This is a genomic window from Pedobacter sp. CFBP9032 (assembly GCF_034045265.1).
Classification (GTDB): Bacteria; Bacteroidota; Bacteroidia; order Sphingobacteriales; family Sphingobacteriaceae; genus Pedobacter.
In genome coordinates this window covers 224,888-248,961 of sequence record NZ_JAXCWE010000004.1, presented here as the reverse complement: position 1 = coordinate 248,961, position 24,074 = coordinate 224,888, and the positions used below count along the sequence as shown (strand labels likewise).

Annotated in this window: 22 protein-coding genes; 13 read left to right on the top strand and 9 right to left on the bottom strand. The window is 36.7% G+C overall.

Annotated elements, in window-relative coordinates; genetic code table 11:
* Positions 1 to 75 precede the first annotated feature (75 nt).
* The 3 genes from SOM16_RS09745 (at position 76) to SOM16_RS09735 (ending at position 3,555) form a co-directional block, all read left to right on the top strand.
* Positions 76 to 1,173: a Nif3-like dinuclear metal center hexameric protein gene (locus SOM16_RS09745; RefSeq protein WP_320463814.1), complete on the top strand. Its 1,098-nt coding sequence runs from the start codon at positions 76 to 78 to the stop codon at positions 1,171 to 1,173.
* Complete coding sequence (locus SOM16_RS09740) at positions 1,173 to 1,916, top strand: zinc ribbon domain-containing protein (protein WP_320463813.1); 744 nt, start codon at positions 1,173 to 1,175, stop codon at positions 1,914 to 1,916. Before SOM16_RS09745 ends, SOM16_RS09740 begins: the two co-directional genes overlap by 1 nt.
* 148 nt (positions 1,917 to 2,064) lie before the next feature.
* The gene (locus SOM16_RS09735; RefSeq protein ID WP_320463812.1) at positions 2,065 to 3,555 is read left to right on the top strand and encodes a tetratricopeptide repeat protein; all 1,491 of its coding nucleotides are present in this window, start codon (positions 2,065 to 2,067) and stop codon (positions 3,553 to 3,555) included.
* Here SOM16_RS09735 and SOM16_RS09730 read toward each other — a convergent pair.
* From SOM16_RS09730 to SOM16_RS09720, 3 genes are all read right to left on the bottom strand, one after another.
* Entirely contained in the window at positions 3,552 to 4,631 is a 1,080-nt protein-coding gene (locus tag SOM16_RS09730) for a ketoacyl-ACP synthase III (RefSeq protein ID WP_320463811.1), read from the bottom strand. The two genes, SOM16_RS09735 and SOM16_RS09730, sit on opposite strands and share 4 nt — an antisense overlap.
* 79 nt (positions 4,632 to 4,710) lie before the next feature.
* Positions 4,711 to 5,364 carry a response regulator transcription factor gene (locus SOM16_RS09725; RefSeq protein ID WP_320463810.1) on the bottom strand — a complete coding sequence of 218 codons (654 nt, stop codon included), beginning with the start codon at positions 5,362 to 5,364 and terminating at the stop codon, positions 4,711 to 4,713.
* Positions 5,364 to 7,244, bottom strand: coding sequence for a sensor histidine kinase (locus tag SOM16_RS09720; RefSeq protein ID WP_320463809.1), 1,881 nt, complete (start codon positions 7,242 to 7,244; stop codon positions 5,364 to 5,366). Before SOM16_RS09720 ends, SOM16_RS09725 begins: the two co-directional genes overlap by 1 nt.
* A gap of 286 nt (positions 7,245 to 7,530) precedes the next feature.
* Here SOM16_RS09720 and SOM16_RS09715 point away from each other — a divergent pair, with 286 nt between their 5' ends.
* From SOM16_RS09715 to SOM16_RS09705, 3 genes are read left to right on the top strand one after another with little or no spacing between them, the layout of a single operon-like run.
* Positions 7,531 to 7,962 carry a hypothetical protein gene (locus tag SOM16_RS09715; RefSeq protein WP_320463808.1) on the top strand — a complete coding sequence of 144 codons (432 nt, stop codon included), beginning with the start codon at positions 7,531 to 7,533 and terminating at the stop codon, positions 7,960 to 7,962.
* 11 nt (positions 7,963 to 7,973) lie between these two features.
* Positions 7,974 to 8,507: a hypothetical protein gene (locus tag SOM16_RS09710; protein ID WP_320463807.1), complete on the top strand. Its 534-nt coding sequence runs from the start codon at positions 7,974 to 7,976 to the stop codon at positions 8,505 to 8,507.
* Positions 8,508 to 8,559: 52 nt separating this feature from the next.
* Positions 8,560 to 9,555 (top strand): hypothetical protein, encoded by a 996-nt coding sequence (locus SOM16_RS09705; RefSeq protein ID WP_320463806.1) that lies wholly within the window; start codon positions 8,560 to 8,562, stop codon positions 9,553 to 9,555.
* 2 nt (positions 9,556 to 9,557) lie between these two features.
* On the opposite strand, the gene SOM16_RS09700 is transcribed toward SOM16_RS09705, so the two are convergent.
* From SOM16_RS09700 to rsfS, 3 genes are all read right to left on the bottom strand, one after another.
* Complete coding sequence (locus SOM16_RS09700; protein WP_320463805.1) at positions 9,558 to 10,202, bottom strand: LutC/YkgG family protein; 645 nt, start codon at positions 10,200 to 10,202, stop codon at positions 9,558 to 9,560.
* A gap of 93 nt (positions 10,203 to 10,295) precedes the next feature.
* Positions 10,296 to 12,404 (bottom strand): ATP-dependent zinc metalloprotease FtsH, encoded by a 2,109-nt coding sequence (gene ftsH / locus SOM16_RS09695; protein ID WP_320463804.1) that lies wholly within the window; start codon positions 12,402 to 12,404, stop codon positions 10,296 to 10,298.
* 27 nt (positions 12,405 to 12,431) lie between these two features.
* Positions 12,432 to 12,806 carry a ribosome silencing factor gene (rsfS, locus tag SOM16_RS09690; protein ID WP_320463803.1) on the bottom strand — a complete coding sequence of 125 codons (375 nt, stop codon included), beginning with the start codon at positions 12,804 to 12,806 and terminating at the stop codon, positions 12,432 to 12,434.
* Positions 12,807 to 12,850: 44 nt separating this feature from the next.
* On the opposite strand from rsfS, the gene SOM16_RS09685 reads away from it, so the two are divergent.
* From SOM16_RS09685 to pfkA, 4 genes are all read left to right on the top strand, one after another.
* Positions 12,851 to 13,627 (top strand): biotin--[acetyl-CoA-carboxylase] ligase, encoded by a 777-nt coding sequence (locus SOM16_RS09685; RefSeq protein ID WP_320463802.1) that lies wholly within the window; start codon positions 12,851 to 12,853, stop codon positions 13,625 to 13,627.
* A gap of 7 nt (positions 13,628 to 13,634) precedes the next feature.
* On the top strand, positions 13,635 to 14,084 hold the full coding sequence (locus SOM16_RS09680; protein ID WP_320463801.1) for a protein-disulfide reductase DsbD N-terminal domain-containing protein: 450 nt from the start codon (positions 13,635 to 13,637) through the stop codon (positions 14,082 to 14,084).
* A gap of 147 nt (positions 14,085 to 14,231) precedes the next feature.
* Complete coding sequence (locus tag SOM16_RS09675; RefSeq protein WP_320463800.1) at positions 14,232 to 15,926, top strand: protein-disulfide reductase DsbD family protein; 1,695 nt, start codon at positions 14,232 to 14,234, stop codon at positions 15,924 to 15,926.
* Positions 15,923 to 16,906, top strand: a complete 984-nt coding sequence (gene pfkA, locus SOM16_RS09670; RefSeq protein WP_320463799.1) for a 6-phosphofructokinase — start codon at positions 15,923 to 15,925, stop codon at positions 16,904 to 16,906. Before SOM16_RS09675 ends, pfkA begins: the two co-directional genes overlap by 4 nt.
* A gap of 85 nt (positions 16,907 to 16,991) precedes the next feature.
* Here the strand turns inward: pfkA and SOM16_RS09665 are convergent, their stop codons facing one another.
* On the bottom strand, positions 16,992 to 17,315 hold the full coding sequence (locus SOM16_RS09665) for a heavy metal-binding domain-containing protein (protein ID WP_090497467.1): 324 nt from the start codon (positions 17,313 to 17,315) through the stop codon (positions 16,992 to 16,994).
* Positions 17,316 to 17,501: 186 nt separating this feature from the next.
* Between SOM16_RS09665 and SOM16_RS09660 the strand changes: the two genes are divergently transcribed.
* Positions 17,502 to 20,522: a VIT domain-containing protein gene (locus SOM16_RS09660; protein WP_320463798.1), complete on the top strand. Its 3,021-nt coding sequence runs from the start codon at positions 17,502 to 17,504 to the stop codon at positions 20,520 to 20,522.
* Positions 20,523 to 20,776: 254 nt separating this feature from the next.
* On the opposite strand, the gene SOM16_RS09655 is transcribed toward SOM16_RS09660, so the two are convergent.
* The gene (locus SOM16_RS09655; protein WP_320463797.1) at positions 20,777 to 21,298 is read right to left on the bottom strand and encodes a 5' nucleotidase, NT5C type; all 522 of its coding nucleotides are present in this window, start codon (positions 21,296 to 21,298) and stop codon (positions 20,777 to 20,779) included.
* Positions 21,299 to 21,442: 144 nt separating this feature from the next.
* On the opposite strand from SOM16_RS09655, the gene SOM16_RS09650 reads away from it, so the two are divergent.
* The gene (locus tag SOM16_RS09650; RefSeq protein ID WP_132531325.1) at positions 21,443 to 22,003 is read left to right on the top strand and encodes a 30S ribosomal protein S16; all 561 of its coding nucleotides are present in this window, start codon (positions 21,443 to 21,445) and stop codon (positions 22,001 to 22,003) included.
* Between the two features lie 143 nt (positions 22,004 to 22,146).
* Positions 22,147 to 22,674: a ribosome maturation factor RimM gene (gene rimM, locus SOM16_RS09645; protein WP_320463796.1), complete on the top strand. Its 528-nt coding sequence runs from the start codon at positions 22,147 to 22,149 to the stop codon at positions 22,672 to 22,674.
* Between the two features lie 126 nt (positions 22,675 to 22,800).
* On the opposite strand, the gene SOM16_RS09640 is transcribed toward rimM, so the two are convergent.
* Positions 22,801 to 23,865, bottom strand: a complete 1,065-nt coding sequence (locus SOM16_RS09640) for a serine hydrolase domain-containing protein (protein ID WP_320463795.1) — start codon at positions 23,863 to 23,865, stop codon at positions 22,801 to 22,803.
* Positions 23,866 to 24,074: the final 209 nt, after the last annotated feature.

Sequence of the window (24,074 nt, the reverse complement as noted above, 5' to 3'; positions counted from 1 at the left end):
TTGGGGTTTCATTAACGTCAAAACAACGGTTCTGCTATATTCCATTTCAACAAAAACCTTTTCTATATTTATACCATGAAATTATCCGAGATTACCAATTACTTAGAAAGTATTGCGCCACTAAACTATCAGGAAGATTACGATAATTCAGGGTTGATCGTTGGCGATCCGAATATGGACGTTCGTGCAGCATTGGTTGCTTTAGATTGTATTGAAGCCATTGTGGATGAGGCCATTTCTACCGGTTGTAATTTAATCATCACGCATCATCCTATTGTTTTTAAAGGCTTGAAAAAGCTAAATGGAAAAAATTATGTAGAACGTGTGGTATTAAAAGCCATCAAAAATAACATTGCTTTGTATGCCATTCATACCAATCTGGATAGCGTACATACAGGGGTAAATGCCCGTATTTGCGAGCGGTTGGGTTTGAGCGGAACTAAAGTACTTTCCCCTAAAGCAGGATTATTGAAAAAACTGGTTACCTATTGTCCGCATGCACAGGCAGAGCAGCTTCGTTCGGCATTATTTTATGCTGGTGGCGGTAACATTGGAAATTATAGTGAATGCAGTTTCAATGCCGACGGCTTTGGCACCTTTAAAGGCAATGAAGCATCCGATCCTTTTGTGGGTGAAAGAGGTGTTCGCCACCAAGAAGCGGAAACCCGGATTGAAATTGTTTATCCTACCCAAGTAGAAAGAAAGATTTTGGTTGCGCTGTTTGAAAACCATCCCTATGAAGAAGTTGCTTACGACATCTACAAACTGGAAAACAAACACCAACTGGTTGGATCTGGCATGTTGGGTTGGCTGGAATACGATATGGATGCCTATGACTTTTTGCACCTGGTAAAAGATAGGATGCAGGCAAGAGTAGTTCGCTATACTGCAGTAACAGGAAAAAGAATTAAGAAAGTAGCGGTGTGTGGCGGCTCCGGGAGTTTCCTTTTAAAGGAAGCAATTGCAGCAGGAGCAGATGCTTTTATTACGGCTGATTTTAAATATCATGAGTTTTTCGATGCAGAGGAAAAAATCATCATTGCCGACATTGGACACTTTGAAACTGAACAATTTACATCAAATTTATTGCTTGAAATTATTCAGAAAAAATTTACTAACTTTGCAATCCGTTTAACGGAGCAAAATACAAACCCCATAAATTACTTGTTTTAATGGAACAAACCGTAGAACAAAAGCTAAAAGCTTTATACGAATTACAAAATATCCACACCAAAATTGATAAAATCCGCCAGGTACGTGGCGAATTACCAATGGAAGTTGCCGACTTAGAGGATGATGTTTTAGGATTAGAGACTAGAATTTCAAAAATCAAAGCGGAGCTTGATGACCTGGAAGATTCAATCGTAACGCGTAAAAATACGATCAAAGATGCTCAGTCTTCTATAAAAAAATACGATACTCAATTAAAAGAAGTTAAAAACAACCGTGAATACGATGCTTTAACCAAAGAAATTGAGATTCAAGGCTTAGATATTCAGGTTTCTGAGAAAAAAATTAAAGAACACGGTTTCGAAATCACTTCTAAAACTGAAATCTATGAAGCTGCAAAAGCAGAATTAGATGGTAGAAAAAAAGATTTGGAAATTAAAAAGGGTGAACTTGATGTAATCACTGCTGAAACTGAAAAAGAAGAACAAGATTTACAAAAGAAAGCTGATAAAGCAGAACCTCAAATCGAGGAACGTTTATTAGTTGCTTATAAACGTTTACGCAAGAATGCGGTTAATGGTTTAGCAGTAGTAACTATTGATCGTGATTCATGTTCAGGTTGTTTTAACCAGATCCCACCTCAACGCCAGTTAGATATTCGCCAGCGTAAAAAAATTATTGTTTGCGAGCATTGTGGTCGTATCCTTGTTGATGAGGCTTTAACGCACGAAGTAGCAGAAGGTTAATTAAACCCAAAATTATATTATTTAAAACGTCTCGACCAAATCGGGGCGTTTTTTTGCTTATACGCAAAACAAGAATAATATTTTAACGTTTAAAAATACTGTCTCATTTCGGCTATTATCAATTAAACCAAATGAATACCATCAACAAATGACGAAAAAACAGCGTTTCATTTTGCTTTCTGCGCTATTAATATGGCCTTCTTCATCGCTTTTTGCAAATTTCGATTTCAACGCCAATTGCCTTAAAGCATATAAAAGTATTTTCGAGCTAAAGCTTGGGAATGCCAGAGCCTATATATCCACAGAAAAGAAGCAGCATCCTAATAATGCAATCATTCCGCTATTGGAAAATTATGTAGATTATTTTACAATCGTTACCTCAGAAAGTAAATCTGATTTCGATCGGCTTAAGGGTAATAAATCTGCCCGCTTAGATCAAATCAGTGATGATGATAAAAAATCTCCATACTATCTATATGCACAAGCTGAAATAAATTTGCAGTGGGCCTTAATTCGTGGGCGTTTTGGTGAGTTTTTTAATGCGGCAATGGACGTTAAGAAAGCCAATAGCCTACTTCAGGAAAACGCAAAGAAATTTCCGGATTTCCAACTCAACTTTAAAGGTCTAGGTTTAATAAATGCCGTTTTAGGAAATCTACCAGATGGTGCATTAAAGACAGCATTATCTACTTTTGGCATTAAGGGAAACATGCAAACCGGACTTAATATGTTTGAAAAACTTGCAGATTATTTGCCTAAATCATCGTATGAGCCATTTTATGAAGAAGTGGTATTTTATTATGCTTATGTACTTACAGATGTAGCACATAGTCCATCCGCATATGCTAAAACAATGAAATATACGGAGCGTATTGCCGACACCAGTCTTTTAAAAAGTTACTTACAAAGCTACGTGTGTTTGAAAAATGCCCGTAATGACGAAGCCATTCAAATTTTAGCCAAAAAACCGGAAGGCGGGGTTTATCAACCATTTCCTTACCTCGATTACCTGGAAGGCATTGCTCATCTTAATAAATTAGATCTCAATGCAGGAATTTATTTCAATCGCTTTTTGCAATCAAATAAGGGCGTTAATTACGTGAAGGATGCTAATCTTCATCTTGCGTGGATTTCACTTTTAAAAGGCGATAAAACAGGCTGTAATACGTTTGTGGCAAAGACCACTAATAATGGCTTCCTTTACACAGAGAAGGATAAGCAAGCGAAAAATGAAGCTTCTGCTCCGCTGCCCCCTGTTGATCTTTTAAAAACCAGGTTATTATTTGACGGAGGATACTTAACTAAAGCTTTGCAGGTACTGGCTGATAAACAAACTTCAGATTACGCAAGCGATAAAGATAAAGCCGAATTTAATTATCGGTTAGGGAGGGTTTATGATGGAATGAATAAGGATGATCAGGCATTAGCAGCTTATCAGACATCAATTAATCAGGGGAAAAATCTGAAATATTATTTTGCTGCAAATGCAGCGGTACAGATAGGTAAGATTTATGAGAAGAAAAGAAATTTTGTAAAAGCAAAAGAGGCTTTCAACACTGCTATTTCCATGAAAAATCATGAATATGAGAACAGCATTGAAAGCCAGGCGAAAGCAGGTTTGAAAAGACTGGCTAATTAAAACCGATATACAAATGCATTGATGTGCATTCCGGCACCTACGGAGGCAAAAACAGCCACGTCTCCGGCCTTAACTTTATAGCCTTTAACTTCTTCCTTTAAAACTAAATCAAGCAAGGTTGGTACGGTAGCCACAGAGCTATTCCCTAACCAGGAAATCGTCATAGGAACCAGATTCTCTGGCACAGTATCTTTACCGTAAAGTTTAAAAAGCCGTTTCATAATTGCAGTGTCCATCTTGCCGTTTGCCTGGTGTACAAATACAATATTAACATCGTCTACACTTAATCCTGCCTTGTCTATTGCCTTTTTAATTACCTGAGGAACCTGCACTACGGCAAACTCATAAAGCTTACGGCCATTCATCTTAAGATATAAATTCCCGTTGTCTTCTTCCGGATGCGATCCTTTGCCCATGGTAAGCAAGTTACCATAGTTTACAGCGTGGGTTTCCGTTTTATGGGCTAAAATTCCGGTTTTTTGTTCCTGCTCTTCTTTACCTTCAAAGATCACCGCACCCGCTCCATCAGAAAAAATCATGCTGTCGCGATCATGCGGATCTATAATTCTACTCAAGGTTTCTGCGCCAATTACCATTACACGTTTGGCATCACCACTTTTAATAAAGTAATCTGCCTGTATCGATCCTTGAACCCATCCAGGACAACCAAAAATAATATCATAAGCGACGCAATCCGGATTTAATATTCCCAATTGTTGCTTCACTTTAGCAGCCAGTGATGGAAGAATATCAACCCTGTTGCTACCTGATGGAATGTCACCAAAATTGTGGCAGAAGATAATATAATCCAATGTCTCTTTATCAATGCCTGCGTTTTCAATGGCCTTTTCAGCAGCTTTAGCACCAATGTGATTACTTAACTGTTGCTCACTGATGTATCTGCGCTCTACGATTTCGGTGATCTCAGAGAATTTGTGGATGATCTCCGCATTTTCTTTTTCAATGCGATTTCCGTTCTCAAAAAAAGTGGAATTCAGGAATTCATTACCAGAAATTATATTTTCAGGGATGTAACTTCCTGTGCCGGTTATTACCGTATTTATTACTTTGCTCATAAATTATAATACCGCATACTAAAACGGTATGTAGTATAAAAATATCAATTATATTCGAATATCGAAAATAAATAAAATTTTAGCGGTGCTTATTTTCTAAAGCAAACTTTAATAATCCCGCCTTACCGGTAACATTTAGCTTCTGTGCCATGTTTTTTCGGTGGGTATCTACCGTGTTTAAACTGATAAATAATTTCTGTGCAATCTGTTGTGAAGTATAGTCAATACTGATTAGCTTCAGGATTTCCATTTCGCGTGAGGTGAGGTTGTGGCTTTTTTGAAAATGATCGTCGATGTTATGACTAGATGCTAAGGAAGGGTTGGATTTTGCCTTCTCAAAAAAACAGTTTCCCTGCTGGATTCCTGAAATGATTTTAAACAGGCTATCTGCGTCGGTATCCTTCTGAATAAAAGCGCTCACGCCTATCTCTTTTAATTTGGCCGCTAATTTTATGGTGTGGTACATAGACAATACCATTATTTTAACCGATGGAAATAAGTGTCTGATTTTTTCGGATGCCGTTTCCCCGTCAAGGATAGGCATATTTAAATCGATGATCAAAATATCAGGTAAATGATGATTAAGCAGATGCAAAATTTCCTTTCCATTTGCTGCCATTCCAATTATTTTAAAATGAGGCTGCTTAGATAGAATGGCAGATAATCCTTCTGCAAAGAGTTTATGATCATCTGCGATCATTAATGTAATTGTTTTTTGTTCTATGTGCTCCATTATTTAAGGGGAATATCTATTGTAGTGGTGGTGCCATTTTGATTGCTGTCTACCAGGATCTTTCCGTTTAAGTATTTTACACGGGAAAGAATATTCTGAATTCCGATTCCCTTTTTATCCGTATCAGGATTAAAACCGATGCCGTTATCTTCGGCCATAATACTGATTTGTTCATTAAAAAATAAAATTTGTATGGTTGCTTTTGAGGCATAGGAGTGCCTGATGATATTATTAATGAGCTCATTAACAATGCGGTAAATGGTAATCTCCATGGTACTTTCAATGGCGTGTTCTAACTGAAAGACAAAATCAAACTTAATTTTACTTGATTCGTTGAGTGTTCTAAAATGTTCCTTTAACGTTTCAATTAAACCAGATTGCTCAAAGTTTTTAGGCATGAGATTATGTGAAATCTCCCTCAGGTCTAAACAAGCCTTTTCAATCATACCAATTGTTTTATCATAAAAAACACGTTCATCATCCGTAAGCTGTAAAGCCTTATGCTGAAACGCTGTAATATTGAGTTTAATAATGGAAAGTGTTCCACCGAGATCATCATGAAGATCCCGGGCTAAGCGGGTTCTTTCATCTTCCTGTGCATTAAAAATACCATCTGCTAAATCAACCTGGTGTTTACTCTTTTCTTCCAGCAGCATTTCTTTCTCTTTTTTAAGAAAATTGTAGCGTTGCGTAAGGGCGAAAGAAAGAAATATAATTTCAGCAGTTAAACCCACCACTAAGCCATTGGGCTTTAGTAGATTGAAATTTGTGATTCCCAGCGTGTTAAAAATATAGTTGAATACACCCAGGAGAAGCATTACCGTTGCTATAAAATAATACCAGCCTAATTTGTATCCTGCTTTAATTCGCTCCACTACACAAATAATAATGACAATTACGGTAAGCAGCGCAAGGAAGTTATTGATGTAAAAAACTATTTTCTCAAGAATGATATATGATTTGAAGAGCATTAATACAGGAATGATTGCCATGACCCAGCAAAAGCGTTTATAGTAGTTTGTAAAGTGGAACATGCGACTATTGGATTCATTCTGATTTACAAAAAGCTGCATTACCTGAATCAACAAACCACAGCTTAATGAAGCCATAATCAGGCGCATATAATCCTGAAGTCCGGGCAAATTTGGATAAATCCACTGGAAAGCAAGCCCCTCTTCCTCCAGGATAAAGATGAGCATACAAAAAATGTATATGGCATAATATAAGTGAATATTATCCCTAACAGAGGCGAACAGCAGCAAATTAAAGATCATGGCAAATACAAATACACCGGTATAGAATCCAAATAAGGTGTGTTGTGGAATTTCTGCCTGAATAATGTCTACATCGCGGCCAATTGACATTGGCATATATAAATTTTGACCACGCTTATCGGCCCATAAAAAGAAAGTCGCTTTTTCATGGGTGGCCAGTACCATTGGGTAGATAAAGCTGCGGTTGCGATATGGACGTTGTTTAAAAGGAAAATGATCGCCGGTTAAACCCAGTGGATGAATTTTTCCGCCATCATCCAGTTTATACAGTTGAAGCTGGTTGATGCTCGAACTCTGCTCTTTAAACATCAGATGTACCGCTTGATTCAGTGTGTTCTCCACATCGAAAGCAACCCAGTAATAAGATTGTGTATAGCCTTTGCTAAAGACTTTCCCCGGGGTTAATTGGATCAACTTATTAGCTGCTTTATAACGGACAAGAGAATCGATTGTCAGGTTTAAATGCCGGTCTTCATAGAAATACCCGTGTTTGCTGATACTGAATTTTTTGGCAGTATCAATTAAAATAGGGTTTCCGGTTTGGGCGGAACAGAAGTGTACAGATAGGCAAAAAAGTAAAATCAGATTGAATAAATTTTTATTCATCGTTGGAGCGTTTGCTAGTAAAAATATAGAATTTAAAATGCATTTGCTCATCAGGCATGAATTTTTCCTCATTTTATCTCTGACTTAAATAGATGTTAACCCTGTAAAAGTAAAGTGTTTAGAGGCACTGGAATATACCGGATAGTGGGTATATGCGGAAGGGGTGTGTTCGTATTACTTTTACAATGATCTTATTAAACTAGTGTTGAAGAGATAAATTTTAAAAACTAAAAAAACAGGGTTTCCGAAAACTGCATATTAAAAGAGTAGGAATAAAATTAACGTCATGCTATTAAGAAATTTACAATTACAGCCATTATCAATTGAAGAAATTAAACAGAGCCTAAGAAATCTTGACGATGTTAGTATTCCAGATCAGGATGAACTGGAAATTGAGTTGGGTGATTATTATAATACAGCACTAACACTTGATGCTTCTAATAATGATTATACCATTAAATATAAAGGTAAGGCGCTCGAGTCCAATAGAGGTCTCTTTAAAATTAATGGAAGCAAAATTCTTGAGCAAATAAGGGTTCTCATTTGTAAATTTTTAAGCAGGGAGGCAACTCTTGAAGATTTTATTGATATAATATTAGAGGCAATAGCTACAATTATACCTGGGGGTGTATTTATGGAATGGCTTGTAAAAAAATTAATTAAATTTTTATATAACAAAGGGTATGATTTATTATGTCCAGTTACAGTAATATCTTAAATAATAATATTATGACTAGTATCAAGCTGCAGCAGGTGTCAAATTATCTAGATTCCAGATTAAATAAACTAACAAAGGTTATTGCTTTCATGGAAGAAGTTATCAACTCAGAAAAATTTAAAGAACAAATTTTAGGTTTTCAGCATAATGGTGAAAATACTTTCTTTTATAGAAAGAATATTTGGGGAAATTACATAGACCATGTTTATAAAAATTCAGAGGTTTATGAGATGGTTATCATGGCCAAGGAAGAATATGGCAATGTTCAAAATAATGTTATAGATCTTTACCTTGAGCTTATTAATGGCTCTGATGGTTCGGTAATTGGATTTGGGAGGCCAGAGGAGAAAGAAGTTTATACATACTCTAAAATGTTTGACATAATGACTATTCCTGAATTAGTTAATCATTATGTGCATGAATGGACGCATAAAATTGGTTTCGATCATTCCTACTCTAGAAATGCAAAGCGTAATTATTCTGTTCCATACGCTGTAGGTAATATTGCAGAATCAGTTGCAGATGGCATTTTAAATCAACATTAGTCTTTACAGAAAATGTTAAATTTTTCTTAATTTATACCTTAACGCTCTTCTCATGAAAAAAATTACGCTCTTATTTTTAACGCTTTTTTGTTTCATACACATCAAAGCTCAAGATTCTACACGCTATCTGAATCTTCGGTTCATAGATTTTTATCGAGAGAACCACCCGCTTTCATACATTGCGCCATTAGGAGAAATAGGCTCAAAGAATAAGTATGTCTTTACAGCCAGATTGACTACTCCATTTATGGCAATGGGTACAAAGTGGTCTAGGCTGGCACTAGCCATAATTCCAGACTTTACGATCAGAATGTTAAGACAGGATTCTAAACCAGTTTATACCCCAGATCTTAGAATAGGGGCAGCCGCTTACTATAGGTTGAATAATAGTGAAGATAATTATAAATATGTTACAGCAGGATTTATGCATCATTCCAATGGACAGGATGAAACGCCTAGATCAGCTGTAGGAACATTGAATTATGAAAACTGGGATTTTTCAACGAACTATGCCTATTTTCGATATAACTGGGGTAAAATAAAGAAGGATCAATTAGTCACTTGGTCTTCTTGGAACCACCAAATAGAATTTAAAAATCAGATTTTTAATTATGATTCAATAATAAAAGGGGATTATGGTTTTAGCAGGGTTAGCTACAAAATATCCTATCGTGACTATGTTTATTTTAAGGATTTTTTCACACAAAATGATACTCTATTTACTGCAAAAGACAAGAAAAAACTCACAGAAACGGATAAAGGATCACTTAATAAAGAACGTTTTCGATGGGACTTTGACATTTCTTATGCGATTAATAAATATAGTCACTATAACTTTCTTATGGCGCAAAGACGTTTAAACGTTGAGGCTGCCGGCTATTATTCTCCAAAGTTTATGAGACAAGTTGCTTTTACAGTCAATATTGGTTATTATGGCGAAGATCCATATAATATCTATTTCAAGGATCGTTACGCCTGGGTTAGAGCGGGGATAGCTGTAGGCTTTTTAAAGTATACGGCGAAGAGCAACGGCTACATTAGCAATTAAACTCAGCTCAAATCATCAATCATAAATACAAAAAGCTCTTTCGGACCGTGGGCACCTAAAACCAGCGTTTTTTCGATGTCTGCGGTTCTGCTTGGGCCGGTAATGTTACTGATCATCGATGGAATCTGATTGCCGTACTTATTCTTTAATAACTGAAAACCATCTTTAAGGTCTAAAACCAATTGACTGGTTTTTGCAATGACAATATGGTGGTGGGGAAAAATACTCAACCGTCTTCCAGCCGCTCCCTGGTTACTCACCATTACACTTCCATTGCGGGCAATTAATGCTTCGCAAAGTGTAATCCCAACTTCTGCCTGTTCAAAATCCTTATCGGTTTGATAAAAGGGAAACTCATATTTAGCTAAAAAGTCTTGAAGTTCAGGTTCCCAGCAATAGATTTTACGCCACTTAAATCGATCTGCCAGTTGGAGCATGTTTTCAAAAAAATCGATTCCATCTTCACAAAAAATAAAATTACCCGATATCGCCGTCAGTTGTTCAGCAAATAAAACTTCGAGTTCCTCCGTATTTTTTTTGTATAACGGACTTTCCTCTAAGTTTGGATATGGATTTTCACGCTTCTCTAAGAGCGCTTTTCTTATTTTTTTTAAGATCTGCTCTTTCGCTGTCGTATTATCTTTCATTGGGATAAAAAAATGAACCCTTGAACTTTTCAAGGCTCAAGGGTTCAAACATATGTATAATTGTGTTTATATGCAATTTAACGCATCACAATACTAGGCTTTATCTGAAGCAGGGTTCAATCCGTTTACTTCTTTGTTGATATCTGTATCGCTTACGCCATCATGAATTAATCCTTCTGCAGCAGGGCTTTGATCCCCTGTTCCATTTACGAATTCATCATAAGTAGTACGGGTATCAAACGGACGTTTGCCTAAAATTTCTTCCAGATCTGCCTGGAATAAAATTTCTTTTTCCAGTAGTTTCTGTGCTAATTTTTCCAGGCCATCCTGTTTGTCTATCAATAACTGTTTGGTTTTGATGTACACTTCACCAATCAATTTACGAACTTCAACATCAATCAGTTCTGAAGTTTTTTCAGAATATGGTTTGTTAAAATTATATTCATTCTGCGGATCATGGAAAGAAACATTCCCAACAACTTCATTCATTCCATAGATACTTACCATGGCATATGCAAGCTTGGTAATGCGTTCTAAATCATTCTGTGCACCGGTTGAGATTCTACCAAAGGTAATATCCTCTGCAACACGACCGCCCATTGTCATACACATACCGTCTGTTAATTGTTCGGTAGTATATAAGAATTGTTCTTTAGGTAAATATTGCGCATAACCCAATGCTGCCACACCGCGTGGAACAATGGAAACTTTAACCAAAGGATCTGCATGCTCCAGAAACCAACCGGCAATGGCATGACCAGCTTCGTGATAAGCAACGATTCGTTTTTCTTCCGGAGAGATAATTTTATTTTTCTTTTCTAAACCACCAATTACACGATCAATTGCATCCTGGAAATCCTGCATGTCAACCTGCTCTTTATTTCTACGCGCTGCGATAAGTGCAGCCTCATTACAAACATTAGCAATTTCAGCACCAGCAAAACCCGGTGTTTGCGCTGACAATTTTTTTGCATCAACTTCTTCAGCAGTTTTGATTGGTTTCAAGTGAACATTAAAAATGTGCTCACGACCAACTAAATCTGGCTTATCAATAGAAATTTGTCTATCAAAACGACCCGGGCGTAATAGGGCCGAATCTAAAACATCAGGACGGTTCGTTGCAGCAAGAATAATAATTCCTGAATCAGTTCCGAATCCATCCATCTCTACTAATAGTTGGTTTAATGTATTTTCACGTTCATCGTTACCGCCCATTACACTATTTTTTCCACGAGCACGGCCAATGGCATCAACTTCATCAATAAAGATGATACATGGTGCCTTGTCTTTTGCTTGCTTAAATAAATCTCTCACACGTGATGCACCAACACCTACAAACATCTCCACGAAATCTGAACCAGATAAAGAGAAAAATGGTACTTGTGCTTCGCCAGCTACAGCTTTCGCCAATAAAGTTTTACCTGTACCCGGAGAACCAACTAATAAAGCTCCTTTAGGAATTTTACCTCCTAGATTGGTATATTTTTTAGGGTTTTTAAGGAAATCTACAATCTCCATTACCTCTTGCTTGGCTTCCTCCAGTCCGGCTACATCATTAAACGTGATGTTAACCTGGCTTTCTTTATCAAATAGGGTTGCTTTTGACTTGCCTATGCTAAAGATCTGACCTCCGCCAGCTCCACCACCGCCCATACGGCGCATCATGAAAATCCAGAAACCAATTAAAAGTAATAAAGGAAGACCGATATTTACCAATAAACCCAGGAAAGGATTACTGCGGCTATCTTTTTCTGCCAAAATAGGTTTTTGACCAGCAGGTAAGTTTTTCTGAGATTCTGCAAGTTGTTTATCTAACCCATCCATTGTTCCCGCATTAAAATATACGGTTGGGCCAGTATTTACAGCAGAAAATGTTCCTGTACTTTTATACTTTTTATATTCTGGTTTGTTCTTTAAGGCTTCAGGTTTGATATAAACTTCAACCTTAACCAAATCTTCAGACCTGAATGCGACCAGGCGTTCTACATCTCCGGTTAAAAGCATTTTACTTTCAAATTCCGGGTAGTCTACTTTTTTACCACCATCGCCAGAGAACAATAGTTGAGCTGCAATAACAGCAATAATGATTGCGGCATAAATCCAGAAAACATTAAACTTTGGTCCTTTTTGTGGTTTTTTTGGGATATTTGGAATTCTTTTTCCCGGTTTTTTACTGTCGTTCGTATTTTGATTATCGTTCATTTGTTTTGTTCAAAATGGTTCTAAAGGTTAAGCGCTTTGGTAATTTGTACTTTCGGCATCTCCCCACAATTCTTCTATGCCATAAAAGTGGCGCTTTTCTGTTTTAAAAATGTGCACAACCACGTCAAAATAATCAAGAATAATCCAATCAGCAGATTCCTGCCCTTCTTTATGTCTTGGATCGGCCTGGGTGGCCTTATATATCTCTTTTTCTACACTATCGGCAATTGCTTTTACCTGGGTGCCAGAATTGGCACTTGTTATAATAAAGTAATCTGCTACTGATGTATGAATATTTCTTAGATCTAACCGCACGATATCTTCTCCTTTTTTCTCTTGTATGCCTTGTACGGCTAACTCAGAAAGGTATGTAGAAAGGGCTACTATTTTCTTTTTTACCATTAAAATGCTTTATTTTTGGAATTACAATATTATAAATTCAACACTTGCAAAATAACACTTTTTCGACACTATTTGTTGGTCAAAATTTAATCAAATTAAAAGAGGTTGATTCTACTAATAACTTTTTAAAGGAAATGCTGTCAAAATCCGAGCCATTAGCAGAGGGCACTGTAATTATGGCAGACAATCAATTTTCTGGAAGAGGGCAGCAACAGAGCATATGGCAAACGGAGCCAGGTAAAAACATCAGTATGAGTTTATATCTTAAACCTGTTTTTTTACCCATAGATAAGCAGTTTTACTTAAATATGGTGGTTAGTTTAGCTGTAAGTGAAGGATTGAGTCAGTTTGTTCGCGAAGGGATAAGGATAAAATGGCCTAACGATATCTATTATCTTAATAAAAAGATTGGCGGAATATTAATCGAAAACACACTGACAGGCACTACAATCAAATCATCTGTTATTGGCATTGGCCTAAACATTAACCAGGTAAATTTTATTGAAAGTATTCGGAATAAAGCGACCTCCTTAATACAGATTTTACAAAAGGAAACTCATTTGATCGATATTTTAGAGAAAATTTCCATATTTATGGAGAAATATTACCTGCTATTGAAATCAGGCAATTATGATATTTTACACAAAAATTACCTTAAGCAATTATACCATATTAACGTTAAGGCGTCTTACCTTCATAATGGAGAGATTTTTGAAGGCGTAATTACCGGAGTTGAAGATGGAGGGCAGTTAGTCGTAGAATCTGATAAAGGACGGGAAGTTTTTAATCTCAAAGAAATAGAATTTATACACACAAAATAAACACACAATGAAAAAAATCACCCTTGCGCTATCTTTGGTATTATTTACCATTGCAGGAGCGTTTGCTCAAATTGAAAAACCAGTTACATGGTCTTACGTTGCGAAAAAAGTTAGCAAAACAGAAGCTGTTCTTTATTTAAAAGCAACCATAGAAGATAGATGGCACATTTATTCTCAAAACGTTAAAGATGGCGGACCGGTAAAAACTACATTTACGTTCTCTCCTTCTAAAGATTTTTCATTGGTTGGAAAAATGGTAGAACCCAAAGCCATTACTAAATATGAAGATACCTTCAAAATGAATGTAAGCTATTTTGAAAAATCGGTAATTTTCCAGCAAAAGATTAAGTTAAATAAGGCGGCTACAACGGTTAAGGGAAAAGTAGAGTTTATGGTTTGTAATGACAGACAATGTCTTCCTCCAGAAGAAATAGAATTCAGTATTCCGGTTAAATAATTGATTAAAAGAAATTTATAGACAGTCCCGACAAAATCGGGACTGTTTCTTTTTAAAGTAAAATCTACCTTGTGTAAGGGTAATTAAACTCATGGTTTATAAAATTATGCTTAATTTCACAGCCTCAAACACACACGAGACACACAAATGAAAAAGGTTTTATTATTGTTATTAATGGCTGCAATGTTTTTAGCCTTGCCAGCTGTTAAAAGTTATGCCATGTTGGTACAAGATACCACGGCAACTGTTCCGCCAGATGATATGGTTTTTACAGAGGTTGGATCTGCACAAGATAGTGCTGCTAATGGCATTGTTAAAGATTCGGTTAAGAAGGATACAGTAAAAACAGGTGTATCTGTTGTAAAAACGCGTACAAGTGATGCGGATAAATTAACGCTTTGGCAAACTTTTATCAAAGGATTACTTTTTGGTTTCGCCGCCATTTTAATGCCTTGCATTTTTCCGATGCTCCCATTAACCGTTAGTTTCTTTACTAAAAAGGCAGGAAGCAAAAGCAAGGCCGTTGGGCAGGCGGTAATTTATGGTATTTCTATTATCGTAATATATGTAGCATTAGGGATGCTGGTTACCATCGCTTTTGGATCAGACGCTTTGAACGCCCTTTCTACAAATGGCATATTTAATGCATTTTTCTTCCTGATGCTAGTAGTTTTTGGTGCATCCTTTTTAGGGGCATTTGAGATCACCTTGCCAAGTGCATTCGTTAATAAAATTGATGCAAAATCTGATAAAGGTGGATTGATGGGCATATTCTTTATGGCTTTCAGTTTAGCCTTGGTTTCATTTTCCTGTACAGGTCCGCTTATTGGAACTTTGCTGGTAGATGCAGCATCAAAGGGTGATCGTTTAGGCCCGGCAGTTGGAATGTTCGGGTTTTCATTAGCGCTAGCCATCCCTTTCGCTTTATTTGCCTTATTCCCTTCGTTATTAAAATCGCTTCCCAAGTCTGGTGGTTGGTTAAATAGTGTAAAAGTAGTTTTGGGTTTTATTGAACTGGCTTTCGCATTTAAGTTTTTATCAAACGTAGATTTGGCTTATCACTGGAACTTGTTAGACAGAGAAGTTTTTCTTGCCATCTGGATCGCCATTTTCTCTCTGATGGGCATCTATTTATTAGGTAAAATTAAATTTTCTCACGATAGTGATTTACCTTATTTATCAGTACCCAGAACGTTTTTAGCGATAGTGGTATTTGCATGGGTAATTTATCTGGTACCAGGCATGTGGGGAGCGCCTTTGAAATCTATCAGTGCATTTCTGCCTCCAACGGCAACGCAAGACTTTGATTTAAATAATTTAACTGCTTCACAACCATCTGCAGGCGCGAAAACATCAATAAAAGAAAAGAAATATGCGGAGCTTTTTCATCGCCTAACCCCAAAAGGATTTGATCCTTACTATGATTTTGAACAAGCCAAACAGGCATCGAAAGAATTGGGTAAACCAGTTTTAATTGATTTTACTGGTTGGAACTGTGTAAATTGCCGGAAGATGGAAAATAATGTCTGGTCTGATGCAGAAGTTGCAAAGAGATTAAAGAACGATTTTGTAATGGCAGAGCTGGTTGTGGATGATAAAACCGAATTGCCAGTTGAGGAACATTTTGTTTCTACTTTCAGTAATAAAAAAATAAATACCATTGGTAAAAAATGGAGCGATTTTCAGGCATCAACCTTTAACAGCAATTCTCAGCCGCAATACGTTATTGTTGATGGAGATGGAAACGTGTTAGTACCTCCTCAGGGAGCAGATTATAATCCTGAAAACTACATTAAATTTTTAGACAGCGGAAAGGCAGCTTTTCAGAACAAAAACAAATGAGTAAGATAAAGAATATAGGTGTTTTAACCTCTGGTGGCGATTCGCCAGGCATGAATGCCGCAATAAGAGCCGTGATAAGGGCTTCAATTTATTACGATATAGAAGTAACAGGTTTTATCCGTGGTTACGAAGGATTGATCAATAATGATTTCATCCCGATGGATAGAAAATCGGTTGCCAACATTATACAGCGCGGCGGAACGATTTTAAAAACGGCCCGTAGCGAAGCTTTCAGAACTGTTGAAGGCAGAAAAACAGCCTATCAGAACCTGAAAGAAAAAGGAATAGATGCTTTGGTGGTAATTGGTGGAGATGGAACATTTACAGGAGCAAATGTCTTTGCCAAAGAATTTGACTTTCCTATTGTCGGCTTGCCGGGAACAATAGACAATGACTTAGCCGGAACAGATTTTACCATAGGTTACGATTCGGCAATTAATACGGTGATTGATGCCGTAGATAGGATCAGAGATACAGCAGAATCTCATGATAGATTGTTTATTGTTGAAGTGATGGGCCGCGATTCTGGTTTAATTGCCTTAAGAAGTGGTATTGGTGTAGGTGCTGAGGCAATTATGATTCCTGAAGCGAACATGAATGCTGATGATATCTTGCATAAATTAGAGCACAGCCGTAAAGACAAATCTTCGAAAATCATTATTGTTGCAGAAGGTGATGAAAATGGAGGTGCATTTAAAGTAGGTGAAATTCTTCAGGCTAAATATCCGCATTACGATACAAAAGTTTCGGTTTTAGGGCACATTCAGCGTGGCGGTAAACCCACCTGTATGGATCGTGTTTTGGCCAGTCAATTAGGTGTTGCCGCAGTGGAAGGTTTAATTAATGGAGAAAGAAGCGTGATGACCGGACAGATGAACAGGGAGATTGTATTTACGCCATTTGATCATGCAATTAAACATATTGATGCTGAAAAGGTAAGTTCAAAGTGGTTAAAGTTGATCGATATCTTATCTTTCTAATCACTAAATAATATCAAAAAGAAAAGTCTTTCCCGCACCGGAAAGACTTTCTTGTTTTGCTTAGTTTTCGCAATAAGCAATATCTTTAATCTGCCAAAATAACCGCCGTTCCATTGGCGCTTACCATTAACATGCTTCCGCCACTCCCCACTGTTTCGTAATCTAAATCTACACCCACAATGGCATTCGCACCTAAAGCAGCAGCATATTGTTGCATCTCATTTACCGCGGTATCTTTCCCCTCACGAAGCACGCGTTCATAAGAGCTTGATCTTCCGCCGACAATATCGGTAATACCGGCAAATAAATCCTTAAAAATATTTGCTCCGATAATGGTTTCGCCCGTCACCAGGCCAATGTATTTTATAATCTTTCTGCCCTCAACTGTAGGCGTTGTGGTTACTAACATAGTTCGATTTTTAGTATTAGAATATTTTACCTGTAAAATGTTACAGCTTATTACATTATGAATCTTTTTATGGATAACGCCTGCCATTTGTAATTTACTGCTTGATTAAGGCATATTAAGGTTTAGGGCTAAAAAATAATTTATGCAATCCTTCAAATTTTTGCATCACTATAAAAACCTTAAGCTATGCGCAACATAAAACTTCTACTCGCCTTCCCTTTATTATTCCTTGCCTTTATTGCACCGGCCCAAATGCCAGTTTTAAAAGTTCAGCAGGCATCAACAGATGGACAAAAAAACGTGGTTAAACTCCAGGCGCTTAGCATTGATGTGCAGATAACCGGAAACATTGCTACTACAGTAATGACAATGACCTTTCATAACAGTAGCAACCGGGTTTTAGAAGGGGAATTAACTTTGCCAATGCCAGAGGGCGTAAGTGTAAGTCGGTATGCTTTAGATATTAACGGTAAAATGAGGGCGGCCGTTCCGGTAGAAAAGGCTAAAGCAACCGAAGTTTTTGAGAGCATTGAACGCCGGAGAGTGGACCCGGGTTTGCTGGAAAAAGTAGAAGGAAATAATTTTAGAACCAGAATTTATCCCTTACCAGCGAATGGGGAAAGAACAATAATGATTGGTTATGAAGAAGAATTATCTTTTAATAAAAGTAATTTAAAATACCATTTGCCATTAGACTATGGGCAGGCAGTTGAAAAGTTTTTGTTAAAAACAACTGTTTTTGAAAGTGTAATTAAGCCAGAATTAGTAGAACAACCCGATGGATCTTTTTATTTAAATGCCAGGGGCAATACTTACACAGGCGAAATTAACAAGGTAAACTATCAGCCTAAAAATGGCCTGACCATAAACATACCTAAACGCAATGATTTGCCAGAAGTTCAAATGCAAAAAGCATCAAATGGATATTACTTTCTGGTTAATGTTTTTCCTAAATCTCAAAGCAGGGTAAGGCAATGGTCAAATCGGATTGGTCTAATTTGGGATTGTTCATTAAGCGGCTTGCAACGCGATACAAAAAAAGAAATAGCACTTTTAGGCTTGATGATTAAACAGAAACAGAACCTCACCATTCAGCTGGGTTTGTTAAATAACGGTTTTAAGCATGGTGGTATTTTTAATATTAAGGGCGGAAATTGGGCAGCCTTAAAAGATGTGCTGGAAAAAATAGTTTATGATGGCGGTACGAATTTTAGCGCGATTAATGCAAATTCTTTCCAGGCTGATGAGTACATTTTTTTCAGCGATGGCCTATCAACTTTTGGCAAAAATACTATTTCACTTAATAAGCCGGTTCATTGCATCAGTACCGCGCTAAAAGCTGATTATAGCACTTTGAAATACATCAGCCTAAAAACAGGCGGACAGTTTATAAACTTAAATGCATTAGCTACCAATGATGCATTTAAACAATTAAACCAGGAAAACCTGCAATTTTTAGGGATTAAGAACGGGGGTGATGTTCGCCAGACTTATCCATCTATGCCTATAAATGTGGATGGACATTTCGCGGTAGCGGGAATCTTAAATGGTTTAAATACCGAATTTGTATTGCAGTTTGGATATGGATCAACTGTTGTTTCAGAACAGCCGGTTCGTTTAAATGCAACTGAACATAATTTGAGTAGTATTGATATAAGCCGGGTTTGGGCACAAAAGAAAATTGCAGAAATGGATATTCAATATGATGCAAACAAAGATGATATCAGCGTACTCAGTAAACAGTTTGGTATCGTTACCCGTAATACAAGCCTGATTGTTCTGGAAAATCTGACAGATTATTTAAGATATGATATCATACCTCCGGTTGAATTACGCCAGGCTTACGAGGCTGCTTTAAAGCAAAGACAAATTAGCAACCAGGAGCGAAAAACCGATTTATTAAATGCTGCGGTGGCCATGACGAAAGAATTAAAAACCTGGTGGAATACTGACTTTGATTATAAAATACCTTTGGGTAAACCAGCACAATATCCAACTCCAGAGGGTGTTATTGTAAGTCAGGATAATGTAGTCACAAACAATAGTTCCAGGAATGAGCGGTCCGTTCAAACTCCGCCACCTCCTGTATCGGCTACCGGGGCAAACTTTGATGATCGACAGGCACTTGCAGAAGTGGTTGTTGTTGGATATAGTTCTCAAGCGAAAAGCATGGTAACAGAAAGTTCGGTTAGGCTTAGGGGAATTAGTTCAGTTAATAACGGAGAGTCCCTGCAAGGTAGATTAGCCGGCGTGAGTATAGGCAAGGCGAATAGAACCGTTGCTCCTCCGCAACCTGTTATTTTTATCCCGGAGTTTAAAAGTGACAAGAATTATATGAAAAGCCTGGTTGGTAGACCTGATAGTGCTTACCGGGCTTATCTAAAAGTACGCCCAAATTATATCAGTACGCCTATGTTTTATTTCGATGTAGCGAATTGGTTTTACCAGCAAAAAGATAGTGTTAGGGCATTAACGATTTTAAGTAACATTGCTGATTTAGATCTGGAAAATGCCGATTTATATAAAACGCTGGCTTATAAACTAAAGCAGACTGGAAATTATAGCGAAGAAATTTTTGTTACAGAAAAAGTTTTGCAATGGCGGCCAATGGATGCACAAAGTAATCGGGATTATGCGTTGGCTTTAGCAGATGCCGGTCAGTATCAAAAAGCTTTGGATAATTTGTACAGGATTTTAACAAAAAGTTACAACAGTCAGATTGCCGATCGCGATCAGGGTATAGAAGAAATTGTCATCTCAGAAATCAATAACCTAATCAGCAAATATGGCACTAAATTAAATAAGAAAGAGATTGACAAAAGATTAATCCAACCCTTACCTGTTGACATTCGGGTGGTATTGAACTGGAATAAAAATGATACCGATATTGATTTATGGCTAACAGATCCGGCTGGCGAAAAAGGATATTATGGAAACTCCAGGACGAAAATTGGCGGAAGAATCAGTAATGATTTTACTTCCGGTTATGGGCCGGAGCAATTTATGCTTAAGAAAGCCGTGAAAGGAAAATATAAAATTGAAGTGAATTATTATGGCGACAGGCAAATTAACATTAGCGGACCTACAACTGTAACTGCTGAGATTTATACGCATTATGCTACGGGTAAGCAACAAAGAAAAGTGATTGTATTGCCAATGGTGGCAGGAAATAGTGGTGGTAGCTTGGTTGGTGAGTTCTCTTTTTAAAAGAATGATTGCACTGATAAAATGATTTCACGGATTGAAACCAGAAAAATCAATCATAATTTTAAAGCAGGCTTAATTGATTGTTGCAAGCTGTAGTTTTTTAAGCGGGATTGAAGCGATATCTTTTGTGTTTTAAAAAGCTGACAACCTTAATATCTTCATAGAAAACAAGTTGTCAGCTTTAATTACAAAAAGATTTAGCGGAAAGCCCGGCTACAGAAACGATGAAAGCCTACACTTTGACTTCCATGATATTAAAGCAATAGTCCGGCAACCTCTTCCCAGGTATTTACGCGTTCATATTCCGTAATGAGCAAGTTGTGTGGCGAAGTAAATAATAAAGGCCTGCCCGCAAAATTGACAAAATTCTTGGTGCGGTCATCAATCATAATGTCGACATCAACTATCTTTTTTCCGCAAAAAATAATATGTTGCCAATCTATGAAGGGAAAATGATCTGCCAGCCAGTCGTACTTGTCTTTTAAGCAATTTGGAAATTCCATTGCAGCAGAAACGATATAAACATCGTACTTCTCCTGCAAGGCTTTGATCACACGCTGGCTATCCGTAATGATATCTAAATTACGAAAAAATCCTGGTTCATTAATATATTCAAACCATTTTTCACTTGCATGCGCCGGAACATGGTTGTAAATTTCATTCCCGGCGTCAATTATTAAATCTAAAGGAACGTTATAATCACGGTTATAAAGCTGAATAAATTTTTTAAGCGGATCGGCAATAACCTCATCCATATCAATGGCAATTCTTTCCATAGTGTACCTGCTAGTATTTTGGGCTAAATCTCCTGAAAATAAAGATATTAAACTATGTTTTTAATTTACAGTATTTTAGTTATCTTTGCAGCCCCGCAGTATGTAGCTCCGGGAACTATGTTGAATACATAAATACGAAAAAAAATGGCAACTAAAATCAGATTGCAAAGATTCGGTAAAAAAGGAAAGCCTTTTTTCCATGTTGTGGTAGCAGATTCCCGCTCTCCACGTGATGGTAAATTCATTGAGCGTTTAGGTTCTTATAACCCAAACACCAATCCTGCTACTATCGAAATTAACTTCGAAAAAACTTTAGCCTGGGTTAACAGTGGTGCACAACCAACTGATACGGCTCGTGCTATTCTATCTTACAAAGGTGTTTTATACAAAAAACACTTAGAAGGTGGTGTTAAAAAAGGTGCTTTAACACAAGAACAAGCTGACGAAAAATTCACTGCTTGGGTTGATGCTAAAGCTGGTAAAATCTCTGGTAAAACAGAAGGTTTAGCTACTTCTAAAGCAGATGTGCGTAAAGCAGCATTAGCGGCAGAAGCTAAGAAAAAAGAAGACAGAGCAGCAGCAATTGCGGCTAAAAATGCACCAGTTGCAGAAGAAGTTGTTGAAGAAGAAGTTCCGGCTGTTGAAGCTGAAGCTACTGAAGAAGCACCTGCAGCAGAAGCAACTAAAGAAGAAGGAGCAGAATAATTTTAATTATTTTGATTCAAAAAATAGCGTTCCGAATTTCGGAACGCTATTTTTATTTAAAGGATTTTCTACACATTCATCATGCTGAAATTATTTCAGGATGACGGCCATAATTTAAAAGCCCTTCAGGGGTTTGAGTTGATATGAAACATGAAGAAGCATTTTACGTAGGTTACGTTACTAAAACCAGAGGTTTAAAGGGTGAGGTTCAGGTATTTTTCGAATTTGATGAATATGAAAAACTCGAATTTGATGTAGTTTTTGCGGATATGAACGGAAAGCTTGTGCCTTATTTTGTGGCTGATTCCAAATTGCAGGTGAATAAAACAGGTTATTTTAACTTTGATGATGTAGACCATATCGATAAAGCCCAGCCGTTATTAAAAAAGAAGCTTTATTTACCGATTGCCCTCATGCCAGAGCGTGATGAAAGCGAGTTCTTCTATACAGATTTAAAAGGTTTCCTAGCTATTGATGAAACGCTTGGCGAACTTGGTGAAATATTAGAAGTAAATGAATATCCTCAACAATTTATCGCCATGGTTTCTTATAAAGGAGCAGAAATTCTTTTTCCTTTAAATGAAGATTTCATTGTAGAAATTGATGATGAAGAAAAAATTCTGACACTCGATTTACCAGAAGGTTTGCTGGATATTTATCTTGTAAATTAAATTCTTATTTTTTTAGCAGCTTCACATCTGTAGTTAGGCCTCTTTGTGTAAAATATTTTGGATTAAACTTATAATTAGTTAATGGTATTTTATTGCAACATATATCGCTTTACAGATAGCCTAAAATCAAAAAACTGCTTTTCCAATTCTAACTGCAAAATCACCTAAGTCAGTCAGATTCGTGTTAGACAGCATGATAATACTAACATTATGGTTTAGGTAATGAAACCAAGCGCAGTTAGCACCTTGTATTCTTCCGTATCTTTCCATTCTTTTATACTTATCTGTAACTCCTTTGTAATCTCTTATCCAAACACTGTATCCGTAATCATCTAAACCAGGAGTTAATAATTGATTTAGCGTTTCTTTATTGATCAATTGATAACTAAAAAGAGCGTTATTAAACTTAATCAGATCTGTTGTGCACGAGTACATTGCGCCTGCGGCAGAAAAATCCTCAATATATAAAGGTATGTTTGGAATTAATTTAATGTTTTTACCTTCATAATATGCCGTGGCCAAGTTTGGTATTAATTTATAATGATTGATGATACCAGAATTACTCATGTGCAATGGAATTAGAATTTGCTCTTCTAAAATTTTTTCATAGGGTTTTTGGTATATTATTTCTAAAATCCTTCCTAAAATCATGTATTCCCCGTTGTTGTAATCAAATGTCTTTCCAGGTTCGTTAATAAGTGGATTTGAACAGAAATTATCTATAATTTCCTCTAAAGTATACGGCTTATGATAAAACCCAATTCCATACCTCATAAAATGAGCGTCTGTAGCTGTATCTGTATTTTTCATTCCAGATGTATGGTTTAACAATTGGTGGATGGACACCTTTGAGCCGCCTTCCCCCTTGTAGGAAGGAATGTAGCTGTTTATTGTTTTATTCAGATCTATCTTCCCTTGTTCCATTAGTTGGAGAATTAGAACCGCTGTAAATGTTTTTGTGATAGAACAAATCTGATATTTTGTATTGTTTTTAATTGGTGAATTAAAGGAGCGTTCTGATAATCCGAAACTTTGGTGATAAATAATCTTTGCATCTTTTTTTATCAATATAGTTCCATTAAATTGATGTTGGCTTGCATAGTCTGCAATGAATTTTTTAATATTTTTAGATTGAGCATGCACATTATAGTTAATGATCAGAATGTAAGCCAATAGTAAAAGATATTTCATTTAACAGTGGGATTAGTTTCTAATATATGACGTTAGAGATTATACTTACGTTACACTTTGAGGAAAATATCATTGTTATCAAGAGTTAAAATTGGCGATAAATAATAAATGCCTATTATGATTGCTTAATAGATAATTGGAATAATTTTATGAATAGGACTGTGCGAATACGCTTTCAATTAGAAAATTCGACTTCAGGCTATAGACTT

Excerpts from the sequence above, each read along its gene's own strand:
- SOM16_RS09715 (WP_320463808.1), top strand. The coding sequence starts at position 7,531 with ATGCTATTAAGAAATTTACAATTACAGCCATTATCAATTGAAGAAATT.
- SOM16_RS09680 (WP_320463801.1), top strand. The coding sequence starts at position 13,635 with ATGAAAAAAATCACCCTTGCGCTATCTTTGGTATTATTTACCATTGCA.
- SOM16_RS09660 (WP_320463798.1), top strand. The coding sequence starts at position 17,502 with ATGCGCAACATAAAACTTCTACTCGCCTTCCCTTTATTATTCCTTGCC.
- pfkA (WP_320463799.1), top strand. The coding sequence starts at position 15,923 with ATGAGTAAGATAAAGAATATAGGTGTTTTAACCTCTGGTGGCGATTCG.
- rsfS (WP_320463803.1), bottom strand. The coding sequence starts at position 12,806 with ATGGTAAAAAAGAAAATAGTAGCCCTTTCTACATACCTTTCTGAGTTA.
- SOM16_RS09735 (WP_320463812.1), top strand. The coding sequence starts at position 2,065 with ATGACGAAAAAACAGCGTTTCATTTTGCTTTCTGCGCTATTAATATGG.
- SOM16_RS09740 (WP_320463813.1), top strand. The coding sequence starts at position 1,173 with ATGGAACAAACCGTAGAACAAAAGCTAAAAGCTTTATACGAATTACAA.
- SOM16_RS09745 (WP_320463814.1), top strand. The coding sequence starts at position 76 with ATGAAATTATCCGAGATTACCAATTACTTAGAAAGTATTGCGCCACTA.
- SOM16_RS09640 (WP_320463795.1), bottom strand. The coding sequence starts at position 23,865 with ATGAAATATCTTTTACTATTGGCTTACATTCTGATCATTAACTATAAT.
- SOM16_RS09725 (WP_320463810.1), bottom strand. The coding sequence starts at position 5,364 with ATGGAGCACATAGAACAAAAAACAATTACATTAATGATCGCAGATGAT.
- SOM16_RS09730 (WP_320463811.1), bottom strand. The coding sequence starts at position 4,631 with ATGAGCAAAGTAATAAATACGGTAATAACCGGCACAGGAAGTTACATC.
- SOM16_RS09720 (WP_320463809.1), bottom strand. The coding sequence starts at position 7,244 with ATGAATAAAAATTTATTCAATCTGATTTTACTTTTTTGCCTATCTGTA.
- SOM16_RS09650 (WP_132531325.1), top strand. The coding sequence starts at position 21,443 with ATGGCAACTAAAATCAGATTGCAAAGATTCGGTAAAAAAGGAAAGCCT.
- rimM (WP_320463796.1), top strand. The coding sequence starts at position 22,147 with ATGAAACATGAAGAAGCATTTTACGTAGGTTACGTTACTAAAACCAGA.
- SOM16_RS09710 (WP_320463807.1), top strand. The coding sequence starts at position 7,974 with ATGACTAGTATCAAGCTGCAGCAGGTGTCAAATTATCTAGATTCCAGA.
- SOM16_RS09665 (WP_090497467.1), bottom strand. The coding sequence starts at position 17,315 with ATGTTAGTAACCACAACGCCTACAGTTGAGGGCAGAAAGATTATAAAA.
- SOM16_RS09700 (WP_320463805.1), bottom strand. The coding sequence starts at position 10,202 with ATGAAAGATAATACGACAGCGAAAGAGCAGATCTTAAAAAAAATAAGA.
- SOM16_RS09655 (WP_320463797.1), bottom strand. The coding sequence starts at position 21,298 with ATGGAAAGAATTGCCATTGATATGGATGAGGTTATTGCCGATCCGCTT.
- ftsH (WP_320463804.1), bottom strand. The coding sequence starts at position 12,404 with ATGAACGATAATCAAAATACGAACGACAGTAAAAAACCGGGAAAAAGA.
- SOM16_RS09705 (WP_320463806.1), top strand. The coding sequence starts at position 8,560 with ATGAAAAAAATTACGCTCTTATTTTTAACGCTTTTTTGTTTCATACAC.
- SOM16_RS09675 (WP_320463800.1), top strand. The coding sequence starts at position 14,232 with ATGAAAAAGGTTTTATTATTGTTATTAATGGCTGCAATGTTTTTAGCC.